We start from the raw sequence: 12,755 nt of genomic DNA, 5'->3' as shown, positions 1-12,755 counted from the left end.
TTTTGCAGTAGCGGGGCCATTATCCGATCGCCCCTTCCATCTCGAGCTTGATCAGGTTGTTCATCTCGACCGCGTACTCGAGGGGAAGCTCCTTGGAGACGGGGTTCGCAAATCCGTTGACGATCATGGTGCGGGCCTCCTCCTCGGAGATGCCGCGGCTCATGAGGTAGAAGATCTTGTCGTCGCCGATGCGGCCGATCGTGGCCTCGTGGCCGATGTCGACGTTCTTGGCTCGGATGTCCATCGCCGGGATGGTGTCGGAGCGCGAGATGTCGTCGAGCATGAGCGATTGGCAGGACACGCTCGCTGCGGCGCCCTCAGCGGCCGGCGTGGCCACGATGGAACTGCGGAACGTGGAGATGCCGCCGCCCTTGGAGATCGACTTGGTCTCGACCGTGGCGGTGGTGTCCGGAGCGCCGAGCACGACCTTGCAGCCCGTGTCCAGGTTCTGGCCGGTGCCGGCGAAGGTGATGCCGGTGAAGTTCGAGCGGCTCTTGCGGCCGGCGAGCACGCTCATGGGGTAGAGGTAGCCCACGTGGCTGCCGAAGGAGCCCGAGATCCACTCGATCTCGCCCTCCTCCTCGCATCGCGCGCGCTTGGTGTTGAGGTTGTACATGTTCTTCGACCAGTTCTCGATGGTCGAGTAGCGCAAGTGGGCGCGTTTGCCCACGAAGAGCTCGACGGCGCCGGCGTGCAGGTTGGCGACGTTGTACTTGGGCGCGGAGCAGCCCTCGATGAAGTGCAGGTCGGCATCGTCCTCGACCACGATGAGCGTGTGCTCGAACTGGCCGGCGCCCTTGGCGTTCAGGCGGAAGTAGCTCTGCAGCGGGAAGTCGAGCTTGACGCCCTTCGGCACGTAGACGAAGGAGCCGCCGGACCACACGGCGCCGTGCAGCGCGGCGAACTTGTGGTCGGTGGGCGGGATGAGCGTCATGAACTTCTCGCGGATGATCGCCTCCCACTTGGGCTCGTGCAGCGCCTCCTCGATGCCGGAGTAGACGATGCCCATCTTGGCGGCGGTGTCCTGCATGTTGTGGTACACGAGCTCGGAGTCGTACTGCGCGCCCACGCCGGCCAGGTAGCTGCGCTCGGCCTCGGGGATGCCCAGGCGCTCGAAGGTGTCCTTGATGTCGTCGGGCACGGAGTCCCAGTCGTTCTTCTGCTCGGTGTTGGGCTTCACGTACGTGACGATGTTGTCCATGTCGAGGCCTTCGATGCCGGGGCCCCAGGTGGGGTTGGGCATGCGATGGTAGATCTCGAGGGACTTGAGGCGCAGGTCGAGCATCCACCGCGGCTCGTTCTTGCGCTGCGATATCTCGGTCACGATGTCGGGGGTGAGGCCGGCGTCCAGGCGCTCGAAGCCTTCCTCCCCGTAGGAGAAATCGTAGAGGCTGCGGTCGATGTCCGCGACCTCGGTGCGGTTCTTTGCCATGGATGGACCTCCTAGCGGGTCTCGCCCGCGGCGGCCGCGGCGGCCTCGCGCTCGAAGGAGTCGAAGCCGTTCGCGTCGATCCAGGGGATGAGGGACGCGTCGTCTTCGCGGACGATGCGTCCGTCGACCATGACGTGGACGCGGTCGACCTCGAGGTGCTCGAGGATGCGCGTGTTGTGGGTGATGATGATCAGCGAGCCGTCGGTGGCCTTGCGGTAGGCGTCCATGCCGCGCGACACCACGCCGAGCGCATCGACGTCGAGTCCCGAGTCGGTCTCGTCGAGGACGGCGAGCTTGGGTTGGAGCAGCAGCAGCTGCAGCATCTCGACCTTCTTCTTCTCTCCGCCGGAGAAGCCGACACCCAGCTCGCGGTTGAGATAGGCGGTGTCCATGCTGAGCTCGGCGGCGAGCTCCTTCACGCGGCGACGGAACTCCTTGCCGCGCATCTCGAGGCCGGGGCGCCCGGCGATCTGCGCGCGCAGGAAGCTGGACAGCGGCACGCCGGGGATCTCCACGGGCGCCTGGAAGGAGAGGAAGAGGCCGGCGCGGGAGCGCTTGTCGGGCGTGAGCTCGGTGATATCGGCGCCGTCGAAGGTTATGGAGCCCTCGTTCACGGTGTAGACCGGGTCGCCCATGATGACATGGCCCATGGTGGACTTGCCGGCGCCGTTGGGGCCCATGAGGACATGGGTCTCGCCGGGCGCGACATTGAGGTCAATGCCGTGCAGAATGGTCTTCTCGTCGACGGATGCTGTAAGGTTGTTGATGCTGAGCAGCGGGTTCGTTGACATCGAGGTCCCCTCTCGAATGGTTCGATCAGAGCCGAGGCGGCTAATCTCTAGGAATTCTCTCGGATTAAGGATAAGATGAACCGCGCATGAGTCAAGCTTTAACCCGAGTGCTCCACTAAGATTAAGCGACGGCATGGGCCGCGTGGGGCGCCGACATGAATCGAGGGAGGCAGACGTGCTCATTTCCTCTAAGGGGCGCTACGCGCTGCGCCTCATGATTTTCATCGCCGCGTTCGGCGACGATGAGGGCAAGATCGCCCTGCGCGAGGTCGCCGAGCGCGAGAGCATCTCGCTCAAATATCTCGAGCAGCTCGTCCGCCCGCTCATGGCCGCGGGCCTGCTGCGCAGCGTGCGCGGCAAGGGTGGCGGCTACATGCTCGCCCGCCCGGCGGGCGATATCAGCGCGGGCGAGATCCTGCGAGCGGCGGAGGGCTCCACGGCCGCCGTCGCCTGCGACGGGCTCGAGGGCTCGTGCGGTCGTGCGGACCTCTGCTCCACGGTCAAGTTCTGGACGGGGCTCGAGGCCGCCATCGATGCGTACGTCGACGGTGTCTCGCTCGCCGACCTGGCCCATGTGCCCGAGCTCGACATCCATATCGATGCGTCCGCCTTCGGTGGCGCCGGGGACCCGGGCGCGGACGCCTGAGGGCCCTTCGTCTCATCACGTTTCAGACTCTGCCTGGCGTCGACCTCGACGTGCCTTTTCGGCCCCCTGGTCGACACGTTCGCAAGCGCATCTCGGGCTCTACCCCTTGAAGTGAGTGGATGGTTCCTGAGACGCGGATGGGCGCTCCACTGCGATGGAGCGCCCATCTGGGAAGATGCTGCATTCAGTACCGTTGAGGAGGCACCTCGTGCGATATTCCCGATGCCTGCCACTCACTTCGGGGGTGAGAGATCGGCGTCGGACGCGACGGCGGCGCCTGAGGCCCCTCTGCGATGAGCGCGGGGATGCGTCGAGGTCGCGCAAGGCCGGCCTCCGAGTGCGCTAGCGTTTGCGTCCGCGCGCGAAGAGCAGGCGGCGGCGCTTCTGGGCGCGCTCCGCGGTCGCCGCGACCCGTTCGATGACCTCGTCGGGGAAGGCGACGTCGGGGCGGACGTTATCGAGCGGGTTGACCTCGCCTGCCGAAACCGGGTCGATCGAGACGACGGGCGCCTCGCCTGCGTCTGCCTGCTTGCGGTAGCGAAGCATCATGTCGGCTTGGAGCATCTGCGCCGAGGGCGGCGTCCAGATGATGGCGTTGGCGCCGGCAGCGATGGTCTCGCGGATGGATTCCGGGGTCTTGCCGCCCGGGGCGATGAGCGGGATGTTGGGATAGTGCTCGCGCAGCTGGCGCAGCACCTCCGGCGTGTCCTTGCCGGCGGCGACGTTCAGGATCTTCGCACCCGCCCGCACCTTCGCGTGGGCGGTGGCGTCGCAGCGCACGACCGTCGCGATCACGGGGATGTCGACCATGGCGACGATCTGCTCGACCATCTCGGGCGATGCGGGGGAGTTGACGATGACGCCCGCCGCGCCCTGCATCTCAGATACCGCGGCGAGCTGCACCGAGCGCTTGCCGGTGGTGGTGCCTCCGCCCACGCCCACGAAGACGGGGCACTCGGCGGCGGTGAGCAGGGCCTGCGTGATCGCGGGCTGGGCGGTGAACGGGTAGACCGCGAACACGGCGTCGGCGTTCGAGTTGCGGATGACGGCCACGTCGGTGGAGTAGATCATGGACTGGATGCGACGGCCGAAGAGCGTGAAGCCCCCGACCTCCTCGATCTCGTAGGGGACGCGGATGGCGGCCTTGCGCAGATGTCCCTCGATGGGGGAGGGCTCCATGGGCAGGACCCCCATGGGGGTGACGGCGTGCGGGGCGCTGGTGAGGGCGGGGTCGAGGTCGACCTCGGAGAAGTCTATGGTCGCCATGATGTCCTCCGGGACCTCGGCGGGCACGGTGACGGGGGCGTGGCCGGGCTCGCCGGCGCAGGCCTCGGCGTCCGCCTCCCCGCATGCCTCGGGCGCCGAGGTGCAGGGAATCTCCCACACATCGGATACCGTGCCGCCGGTTTCGGTTGCGGCAGGGCTTGCGGGAGCCTTCTGCGGCGCATCGGCGCCCGACGTCGTTTCGATCTCATCGCTCATGGTGACCTCCTCAGTACACAGAGTCGTAGATGGCCGCAACGCCTCGGCCCGCGTCGGCTTCACGCGGCGCGGCCACTGGCGTGCGGAAGGATGCGTGGGTTTTGCGGCGTGGTGCGCCGCGTGCGGCGCGTCCGGTCAATCTGCTAGGCTTCTTCGGAAGCAACTACGATACCCGTTCGCGCCCGCGCGTGAACGATGAGGACGGTGAGCGGTATGGGCATCATGGAAATAGCAACGCCGGTGCTTCTCTGCCTGGGTGCGATCTGCGTGGCGGCGGCGCTCTACGGCATCGTCGCCGCCGTGAAGGGCCGACGGGAGCGCCGGCGCGAGCTCGACGCCCTGCGCGGCGGTTCCGCGGGCGCCCCGGGAGGACGCCGTCGCGCCTAGGACCGGCGCGCCCTGTTCCCCGGCTTGGCGTCCTTTCGCATCTTCGCCATGAAGAAGCCCTCAAACTCACGGGACGGGCAGACGACGAGCGCTCCCTCGACGCCGCAGGGGAGCGTCTCCCAGTCCCCCTCGAGCGCGATGGGGACGATCTCGCAGTCGCGATGCCGCGCCAGCGCGGTCGCGACCTGCTCCTCGTTTTCGGCGGGAAGGATCGAGCATGTGGAGTAGAGCAGCTCTCCGCCGGGCTTGAGTACGCGCAGGGCGCGGTCGAGCAGGGCGCGTTGCGCGCGGGTGCTGCGCTCGAGGCTCCTTGCGTCCATATGGCGCGCCGCGCGGGCATCTCCCGCCCTTATGGTGCCGCTGCCCGTGCAGGGCGCGTCGAGCAGGATCTGGTCGAACGAGAAAAATGTGTCCAGCTTGCGTGCGTCGCAGTGCATGACCTGCACGTTCCTTGCATCCAGTTTGGCCAGGTTGTAGGTCAGCTTCTCGGCGCGCGGGCCATTCATCTCGCAGGCGGTGAGGCGCGCTGCCCCGCCCAGCATGGCCGCTATCTGGCTCGTCTTGCCGCCGGGCGCCGCGCACATGTCGAGGATGTCGGCGCCGGGCCGGGGTCCGAGCGCGAGCGGGGGCAGCATGGAGGACAGGCTTTGGAGGTAGACCTTGCCGTCCCGATAGATATCGAGGTCCCAGACGGCCCGTTCACGCACGGCGTCGAGAACGAACGCCTCTTCATACCATGGGCACCGCTCATAGGCGATGGATGCCCGATCCAGGGCGCGTGCGACCTCGTCGGCAGTCGCCTTCAGGGTGTTCGCGCGCAGCGTGACGGGCCGCTCGGCCGCGTCGCGCATGCCTTCGAGCGCACGCCGCGCGTCATCGGTTCCGTAGGCCTCCTCGACGGCTTCGACGAGAAACGCCGGAATCGACTCGGCGCGATCGATGGATTCGTTCATGGTCCCTCCGGACGGTTCGTTCGCTTAGGGGTTTCAATAGTAGCGAAAGACCGGCCGCTCGGCACGTCGCGCGGCTTGGTGGCCCTGCGGCCGCGCCGCCGCATCCGTTTGCGCGGATGCGGCGCGGGGGTGCGGGCTGCTACAGGAGCGCTGCGGCCGCAACGAGCGCGACGCCAAGCGCCAGCGCCCCGGCATCGAGGGCGCGCAGGGGGTAGCGCTTGTAGCTGCTCGCACGCGTCCTGAGGTAGAAGCCGCGCTGCTCGGCCGCGAGCGCGCAGGCGTCGGTCTTGCCGACGCTCGAGATAAGCAGGGGCACGCAGAGCGGCAGCATGAGGCGCAGCTTCTTGATGGGGTTTCGGGTGTCGTACTCCACCCCGCGCGCGGTCTGCGCCTCCATGATCGCGTTCATCTCCTGGGAGAAGACCGGGACGAAGCGCAGCGCGGTGGTGAAGGTGAAGGCGTAGCGGTAGGGCACGTGGAGCACCTCGACGCATGCGTTGGCGAGGTCGTTGAGCTTCGTGACCGTGAGCATGAGGATGAGCGGAAGCGCCACGCCGAGCAGCCGCAGCGCCGTGCGCGCTCCGGACGCGAGCCCCTCGTCGGTGATGCCGAGCGCGAGCGGGGTCCCCGTGCGCACGAAGAGCGTCTGCAGGACGAGCATGAGGACGCCGAGCGGAACGAGCACTTTGAGCAGCGCGAGAAGACGTTCGAGGGATCCTGCGTAGGCGCCCATGCAGAGCGTGAGCGCGAGCAGCCCCACGAGCGCGGGGAAGCTTTGGGCCAGAAAGGTCGCAAGGATGATGCATGCGGCGAGCGCGAGCTTGGCGACCGGGTTCAGGCGGTGCAGGACGGTTTCGCCCGGAAGGTAGTCGATGACGTTAGTCATGGAAGATCAGCTCCTTCACGGTGTCGACGATCCCCGACACCTCTTCGATGCCGGCGAAGGCGGTATAGCCCTCGGCGGCAAGCCGTGCGGCCAGGTCGATCACGTTCGGGGGCGCAATCGAGGCGCGCGCCATGAGGTCGGCGTCGGAGAAGATCTCGTGCGAGGGGCCGCAAGCGAGCATGCGGCCGTCTGCCATGACCGCGATCCGGTCGGCGAAATCCGAGACGACCTCCATGTCGTGGCAGACCATGAGCACGCCGCAGCCGCGCTCCGCCATCTCGCGAACGGTCCCCATGACGGTCATGCATTCACGGTAGTCGAGTCCGCTCGTGGGCTCGTCGAGGATCACCAGGGCCGGGTCGAGGACGACCGTGCTCGCGAGGGCGACCAGCTGGCGCTGGCCGCGCGACAGCGAGAAGGGGGCTTCCGCAGCCGGAAGGCCGAAACGGTCGATGACCGCCCGGGCGCGCTCCAGGGCCTCGTCGCGCGGCGTGCCGTGCAGCATGAGCCCGAAGGCGACTTCGTCGAGGACGGTGTTTTGGCAGAGCTGCCGGTCCGGGTTCTGGAAGAGCGTGGCGACGCGGGTCGCGAGTTTCGAGACGGGGACGGAGACGGTATCCATGCCGGCCGCGACGACGCTGCCGCGCGAGGGTTTGAGCAGGCCGTTGACGAGCTTGGTGAGGGTGGTCTTGCCCGCTCCGTTCTGGCCAACGACGCCCATGATCTCGCCGGCGCGCACTGTGAGCGCGAGGTCGCTCACCCCGGCTCCGCCCGCAGGATAGCGGAAATCCACGCCGGACAGCTCCAGGACCGCGGGGCGCGGAGCGGGGCCCGGCTCGCCTGCTCCCGCCGCGGTGCGGACGCGGGGTCGCGCCGCGCCCGTCGCGCGGGGCTCGGGCTCGACCCCGTGGGCGCGCAGGATCCGATCGATCTGCGCGAGCGCCGATGCCACGTCGAGGGCCGGAAGGGGATCCTCGAGGATTCCTTCCGCAGCGAGACTGTTGGAGATGCGCGCGCACCGTGGGCTGTCGACACCGATCCGGCGCAGCCGCGTGCCTTGCGCGAAGACCTCGCGCGGGCCGCCGTCGAGGGCGACGCGTCCGTGATCGAGCACGACGACGCGGTCGCAATAGGCGGACAGCAGGGCGACTGCCTGCTCGATCACGATGACGGTGACGCCGTGATCGCGGTTGACGCGCCGCAGGGTCTCGAAAACCGAACGGGAGCTGACGGGGTCGAGCGCGGCGGTGGGTTCGTCGAGCACGAGCACGCGGGGCCGAAGGGCGAGGGCGGCGGCGATGGCGACTTTCTGCTTCTGGCCGCCCGAGAGCGTCGCGATCTCACGGTCGCGGAGATCGGCGATGCCCACGTTCTCGAGCGCGCTGACGAGCCTGCCCTCGATCTCATCGTGTGGCACGCCGAAGTTCTCGAGGCCGAACAGGATCTCGTCCTCGACGACGGATGCGACCATCTGGGCATCGATGTCCTGGCTGACGCTTGCGACCGTGCGCGAGATGTCGGTCAGCGAGACGTCGCAGGTGTCTGCGCCCGCGATGCGGACGGCGCCGAAGAACTCGCCGGCATAGTGGTGCGGCGCGGCTCCCGAGAGCAGCGCCGCGAGGGTCGACTTGCCGGCGCCCGCCGCCGCGACGACGCCGACGACGCTTCCCTCGGATATGGAGAGGTCGATGTCGACGAGCGCGGGGTCGGTGGCGTCCGCATAGCGGAACGTAACGTGTTCGATGCTGATGATCGGTTCCATGGAGGCCTTCCTGATGGACGGAGCCGCCCCGGCCGCATCGTGCGGTCGGGGCGCGGGGCGGGGCTATCGGTTGAGCGCGGCGCGCAGCGGGGCGCTGAGGCACTGGACGACCAGCGCGTTGAAGACGGCGGTTCCCAGCACGAGCGGGACCTTCACCAGCACGGTGGGGAGCGCGGCGCCCATGAGCAGGGTTCCGGCGACGGCGAAGAGAGTGCCGGAGACGAGCGTGGCGAGGCCGCCCGCCGCCAGGGGCGTCACGTCGCGCCCGGCGATGCGCAGGCCCGCCCGTCCGATCAGGGCGGCGCACGTCGCCCCTGCGAGTTCCGTGGCGAAGTTGAGCCCGGGGATGGACGTGGAGAACTGGATCACGGCGGCGGAGATGAGGCCGAAGACGGCCGCCTGGCTCACGTCGGCACTCGTGAGCAGGATGGCGAGCGTGTAGGCCGAGATGATGAACTGCGGCTTGATGCCGGTGGCGGCGAGCGCGTTGCCGACGGTCAGGTTGAGGATGAAGCCGGCGGCGAGCAGGACGGCGAGCAGGACGAGCGAGCCGATGGCGGCTTCGCGGCGGATGGGGGAGGCGACGGTGCGCGCCTGGGTGCTGGGATCGATGTCCATGGATGGCTCCTGGCTCATGTCAGGGTTCGAGATGGCGGTTGATGGGTGAGGCTTAAAGGGGCCTTCGCCTGGCCCCTTTAAGCCTTGAGGACGCGGCGCAGCGGGATGTAGAGCGCTTGGACGAGGATGGCGTTGAACACGGCGGTCGCCACGATGACGGGCACCATGGCGGCGGCGAGCTCCATGACCGCGCCGATGAGGGCCATCTTGATCACCATGAAGACGAGACCGGACAGGACGGTCGTGACGAAGGTCCCCACGAGCGGGACGAGCTTCTCGCCGCCGACGCGCATGCCCGCCTTGACGATGAGCGCCATGACGACGGCCGCGACGCCTTCGGCGGCGAAGTCGATGAACGGGGAGGTGGTGGTCACCTGGATGACGGCGGCCGAGATGAGGCCGATGGCGAGGGCCTGGGCCGCACTCGGGCGGACGATGAGGATGGTGAGGCAGAAGGCGGAGATGATGAACTCGGGGCTGATGAGGCCGCCGGAGACGCTCGAGATCGCGCGGCCGACGGTGAAGTTGAGGATGAACCCGGCGGCGAGCAGGATGGCGAGCAGGACGAGGGAGCGGATGTCGAGGCCGCCCTCCTGCTGAGAAGTCGAGACGGTGCGGGGCTGGGTGGTCGGGGTGTCCATGGCGCTTCCTTTCGATGGATGCGGGCGCGATGCGATGCGGGGCCGGGGGGGGGGCGTTCGCTGCTGCGAGACAGCAAAAAAGCCCCCGGTCAAACCGGAGGCTTCACGAATGCTGATGAAAACAGGCGTGAGGGAGCCTACAGTCGACCGACCGCAATCGCATCACGCCACCACCAGTTGTTGAGGGAAACGGAAACGTTCGAGATCATCTTGGTGGCTCCTTTCTGCGTGAGCGAGGTCAATCGTCAAGACGCGGTGCTTTCCGCGTCGATGTGCACTATAGCACAGTAAAGACATCAGGCGATGACGGCAGTGAACATTTCGACCCTGTTACGCCATGCCATGCCTTTCCGTGCGCGCCGCAATTCCGGCGGTTCGCCGACGCGCGACCGTCGCACAGCGCGGCGATGCCCGGATTCCGCCTGGCGCGCGCCGCGCTCGCCTCGCGAGCGGACCGTTGCGACCTCCACGAGTTGAAATAAGCGGACCGGTCGAGCCGGTCCGCTTGGCGGTCCTATGCCTTGCCGGCGTCCAGGAATCGACGACGGGAGAAGAAGTTGTACCACGTCACGAAGAACGTGGAGATGAGCTTCATCGCTTGGTAGCCGATGTTGAGCACGCCGACGCCGATGAACATGTACAGGTCGTTGAGTCCGAGGCCGATGGCGGAGAGGACGGCGAAAATCGTGAACTCGCGCTTGCGGCTGATGTCCTCGCGGCGCTCGAACACGTACCGCATGGACAGGAGGTAGTTCACCACGACGGAGGCGAAAAACGAAATGGTGGTGGCGACCAGGTAGTTGATGCTCTGGACCTCGACCATGTACAGCAGGAGGGAGTATTCGACGGCGAGGGAGACCAGGCCCACGACGGCGAATCTGCCGAACTGCTTCGTCGCGGTGCTGCTGAGCGCTGCGCGCACGTGCTCCTCCTCGGTACGGTTTCCCATGGACAACTCGGCTCGTCGAGCGCAACCACTCTATCCCATATGCAAAGAGAATGTAAGGTGCCGTACCAGATCCCGCCAAGTCATCAGAATGCGCCCACAATCGGGCGCATTCCGCATCGCGCGCCTCGGTTCAAGCGGTAAGGGCTATCGCAGGCGGCGCTCCGCGATCGTGCCGTTGCGGTAGGCGTCGAGCAGCAACCGCAGATCGTTGATCTGCCCCCGGATGACTTCGCCCGTATCGGTGTCGGAGACCATGAGCCGCCGCGTGGCGACGTCGAAGCGGTTGGTCTCGCTCTGGATGTCGGCATTGCGGGTGAGCGCCTCCTCGACGCTCTTGAACGCCTCGTGCGCCTTCAGGCGCATGCCGCGAGAACTCGAGATGAGCGTATAGCCCGCGATGCCCGTCTTGGGGTGGTAGGCCTGGCAGAATCCGCCGTCGATGACGAGCAGGCGGCCGTCTGCCCGGATGGGCTGCTCGCCCTTCTTGGTCTTGACGGGCGTGTGCCCGTTGATGATGTGGCCGTAGCCGGGCATGAGCCCGAATTCCCGCATGATCGCATCGCATGCGTAGATGTCGTGCGTCAGCTCGAAGTAGGGGTCCATGGGCTCCTCCCAGGTGGACCTGTCATCGATATAGGAGCGCTCGAAGGTCTTGACGACGCGGCCCGAGATGGGCGATTTGAAGCCGATCCACAGGTACCACATCCAGTCGAGGGCCTCTTGGTCGCGGTCGCGCCAGGCCTTGCGGGCTATGCGGTCGCAGAAGTCCAGATAGTCCTTGCCGGCGCGCCAGGTGCCCATGCAGTTCATGCTCGAGAACGTTCCGTCCTCGTTCATGGGGACGCAGCCGTGGAACAGGAGGTTGCCGTTGCGCGCGAGGTAGATCGAGCCGTGGCTGTACAGGAACTCCACGTGGCGGCTGAGGCGGTCGTCGCTGGTGAACTCGTAGACGAGCTTGTCGACGATGCGCTGCTCGTCCTCGGTCAGACGGTACGGATGCGCGGGATCGAGGGTGGGGAAGTCCCGGGTGTTGAGGGCGTGCTCGGTGCCGGCGATGGAGACGGTTCCGCGGTCGACGTCGATCTTGTCCAGCAGCAGGCGGTCTTCCATGTCGAATTCCGGATGGCGCGCGATGATCTGCCCCTCGAGCTTGAAGAGCAGCACGTTGATGGCCTTGATGAGAGGGGAGCGCCCATCGTCCTCCCGATAGGTCCGGTCGGCGAACGCGACGAGCTCGCGCAGCGAGATGCCGTAGTCGTTCTCCAGGATCTCGTAGTTGTCGTAGCGCAGGTTGTTGCGGAGCACGCTCACGATGCAGGCGGGCTCGCCCGCGGCCGCACCCATCCACAGGATGTCGTGGTTTCCCCACTGGATGTCGAGGGAGTGGTACTCCATCAGGCTGTCCATGATCTTCGCTGCGCCGCCGCCGCGGTCGAACACGTCTCCGACGAGGTGCAGGTGATCGACGGCGAGGCGCTTGATGAGAGCCGAGAGCGAGCGGATGAAGTCGTCGGCGGATGCGGTCTCGAGGATGGAGTCGATGATGCGCTCGTGGTACCGCACGCGGTAGTTGTTCTCGTCGGGATGCGTGTGCAGCAGCTCGTCGATGATGTAGGCGTAGTCATGCGGGATGGCCTTGCGGACCTTGGAGCGCGTGTAGCGGCTCGAGAGCGCGCGGGCGATCTGGATCAGGTTGTCGAGGTTCTCCTTGTACCAGGAAGGGGAGTCGAGGCGCGCGGCGCGCACGCGGGCGATCTTCTCGCTCGGGTAGTAGATGAGCGTGCAGAGCTCGCCCTTCTGCTCGGAGGTCAGCTCGTCGCCGAAGATCTCGTCGACATGCTCGCGGACCACGCCGGAGCAGTTGTTGAGGATGTGCATGAACGCCTCGTACTCGCCGTGCAGGTCGCTCATGAAGTGCTCGGTGCCCTTGGGTAGGTTGAGGATGGCCTGGAGGTTGATGATCTCCGTGAAGACCGCTTGCTGATTGGGGAACTGATGCGAGAGCAGCGTGAGGTACTTCAGAGTCTGCTCGGTCCGTTCTTGGGCAACCATGGGTGGTCCTCCTTGCCGGCGCCGGCGGGCGGCGACGCCATGTGATATCTGTTCACGCAGACCAGTATGGTCCATGGTTGTCGAGGACCTGTGGAGGAGGTCGTTACTTTCGGTGTACGGAAGGGCCCGGGCGCTCGCGGTGCGCCCGGGCCCATG

The 12,755-nt window shown here is 66.9% G+C and carries 12 protein-coding genes; 2 read left to right on the top strand and 10 right to left on the bottom strand.

Annotated features, from left to right (window positions below; genetic code table 11):
* Positions 1-19: 19 nt before the first annotated feature.
* Together sufB and sufC are read right to left on the bottom strand one after the other, a co-directional pair.
* Positions 20-1,432: a Fe-S cluster assembly protein SufB gene (gene sufB / locus BQ7355_RS08250; protein WP_072415745.1), complete on the bottom strand. Its 1,413-nt coding sequence runs from the start codon at positions 1,430-1,432 to the stop codon at positions 20-22.
* A gap of 11 nt (positions 1,433-1,443) precedes the next feature.
* Positions 1,444-2,223: a Fe-S cluster assembly ATPase SufC gene (gene sufC / locus BQ7355_RS08245; protein ID WP_072415744.1), complete on the bottom strand. Its 780-nt coding sequence runs from the start codon at positions 2,221-2,223 to the stop codon at positions 1,444-1,446.
* Between the two features lie 175 nt (positions 2,224-2,398).
* Between sufC and BQ7355_RS08240 the strand changes: the two genes are divergently transcribed.
* Positions 2,399-2,869 carry an RrF2 family transcriptional regulator gene (locus BQ7355_RS08240; RefSeq protein WP_072415743.1) on the top strand — a complete coding sequence of 157 codons (471 nt, stop codon included), beginning with the start codon at positions 2,399-2,401 and terminating at the stop codon, positions 2,867-2,869.
* A gap of 342 nt (positions 2,870-3,211) precedes the next feature.
* Here BQ7355_RS08240 and BQ7355_RS08235 read toward each other — a convergent pair whose 3' ends face one another.
* The gene (locus BQ7355_RS08235; RefSeq protein ID WP_072415742.1) at positions 3,212-4,351 is read right to left on the bottom strand and encodes a hypothetical protein; all 1,140 of its coding nucleotides are present in this window, start codon (positions 4,349-4,351) and stop codon (positions 3,212-3,214) included.
* Between the two features lie 213 nt (positions 4,352-4,564).
* Here BQ7355_RS08235 and BQ7355_RS09180 point away from each other — a divergent pair, with 213 nt between their 5' ends.
* Positions 4,565-4,738, top strand: coding sequence for a hypothetical protein (locus tag BQ7355_RS09180; RefSeq protein WP_159430453.1), 174 nt, complete (start codon positions 4,565-4,567; stop codon positions 4,736-4,738).
* Here the strand turns inward: BQ7355_RS09180 and BQ7355_RS08230 are convergent.
* From BQ7355_RS08230 to BQ7355_RS08200, 7 genes are all read right to left on the bottom strand, one after another.
* Entirely contained in the window at positions 4,735-5,691 is a 957-nt protein-coding gene (locus BQ7355_RS08230; RefSeq protein ID WP_072415741.1) for an RsmB/NOP family class I SAM-dependent RNA methyltransferase, read from the bottom strand. The genes BQ7355_RS09180 and BQ7355_RS08230 overlap by 4 nt on opposite strands.
* A gap of 139 nt (positions 5,692-5,830) precedes the next feature.
* Complete coding sequence (locus tag BQ7355_RS08225) at positions 5,831-6,577, bottom strand: energy-coupling factor transporter transmembrane component T family protein (protein ID WP_072415740.1); 747 nt, start codon at positions 6,575-6,577, stop codon at positions 5,831-5,833.
* Positions 6,570-8,339, bottom strand: coding sequence for an ABC transporter ATP-binding protein (locus BQ7355_RS08220; RefSeq protein ID WP_072415739.1), 1,770 nt, complete (start codon positions 8,337-8,339; stop codon positions 6,570-6,572). The genes BQ7355_RS08225 and BQ7355_RS08220 overlap by 8 nt, the downstream gene beginning before the upstream one ends.
* A 63-nt stretch (positions 8,340-8,402) precedes the next feature.
* Positions 8,403-8,957, bottom strand: coding sequence for a hypothetical protein (locus tag BQ7355_RS08215; protein WP_143761795.1), 555 nt, complete (start codon positions 8,955-8,957; stop codon positions 8,403-8,405).
* Positions 8,958-9,034: 77 nt separating this feature from the next.
* Positions 9,035-9,598, bottom strand: coding sequence for a hypothetical protein (locus BQ7355_RS08210; RefSeq protein WP_072415737.1), 564 nt, complete (start codon positions 9,596-9,598; stop codon positions 9,035-9,037).
* 514 nt (positions 9,599-10,112) lie between these two features.
* Positions 10,113-10,547: a GtrA family protein gene (locus tag BQ7355_RS08205; RefSeq protein WP_162840631.1), complete on the bottom strand. Its 435-nt coding sequence runs from the start codon at positions 10,545-10,547 to the stop codon at positions 10,113-10,115.
* Positions 10,548-10,691: 144 nt separating this feature from the next.
* On the bottom strand, positions 10,692-12,599 hold the full coding sequence (locus BQ7355_RS08200) for a fructose-1,6-bisphosphatase (RefSeq protein ID WP_072415736.1): 1,908 nt from the start codon (positions 12,597-12,599) through the stop codon (positions 10,692-10,694).
* Positions 12,600-12,755: the final 156 nt, after the last annotated feature.

Source organism: Collinsella phocaeensis (assembly GCF_900119895.1).
Taxonomy (GTDB): domain Bacteria; phylum Actinomycetota; class Coriobacteriia; order Coriobacteriales; family Coriobacteriaceae; genus Collinsella; species Collinsella phocaeensis.
This window is presented reverse-complemented; position numbering and strand designations above follow the sequence as displayed.

Coding starts and splice junctions, on each gene's coding strand:
- BQ7355_RS08225 (WP_072415740.1), bottom strand. CDS start 6,577: ATGACTAACGTCATCGACTACCTTCCGGGCGAAACCGTCCTGCACCGC.
- BQ7355_RS08220 (WP_072415739.1), bottom strand. CDS start 8,339: ATGGAACCGATCATCAGCATCGAACACGTTACGTTCCGCTATGCGGAC.
- BQ7355_RS09180 (WP_159430453.1), top strand. CDS start 4,565: ATGGGCATCATGGAAATAGCAACGCCGGTGCTTCTCTGCCTGGGTGCG.
- BQ7355_RS08235 (WP_072415742.1), bottom strand. CDS start 4,351: ATGAGCGATGAGATCGAAACGACGTCGGGCGCCGATGCGCCGCAGAAG.
- sufB (WP_072415745.1), bottom strand. CDS start 1,432: ATGGCAAAGAACCGCACCGAGGTCGCGGACATCGACCGCAGCCTCTAC.
- BQ7355_RS08210 (WP_072415737.1), bottom strand. CDS start 9,598: ATGGACACCCCGACCACCCAGCCCCGCACCGTCTCGACTTCTCAGCAG.
- BQ7355_RS08205 (WP_162840631.1), bottom strand. CDS start 10,547: ATGGGAAACCGTACCGAGGAGGAGCACGTGCGCGCAGCGCTCAGCAGC.
- BQ7355_RS08215 (WP_143761795.1), bottom strand. CDS start 8,957: ATGGACATCGATCCCAGCACCCAGGCGCGCACCGTCGCCTCCCCCATC.
- BQ7355_RS08230 (WP_072415741.1), bottom strand. CDS start 5,691: ATGAACGAATCCATCGATCGCGCCGAGTCGATTCCGGCGTTTCTCGTC.
- BQ7355_RS08200 (WP_072415736.1), bottom strand. CDS start 12,599: ATGGTTGCCCAAGAACGGACCGAGCAGACTCTGAAGTACCTCACGCTG.
- sufC (WP_072415744.1), bottom strand. CDS start 2,223: ATGTCAACGAACCCGCTGCTCAGCATCAACAACCTTACAGCATCCGTC.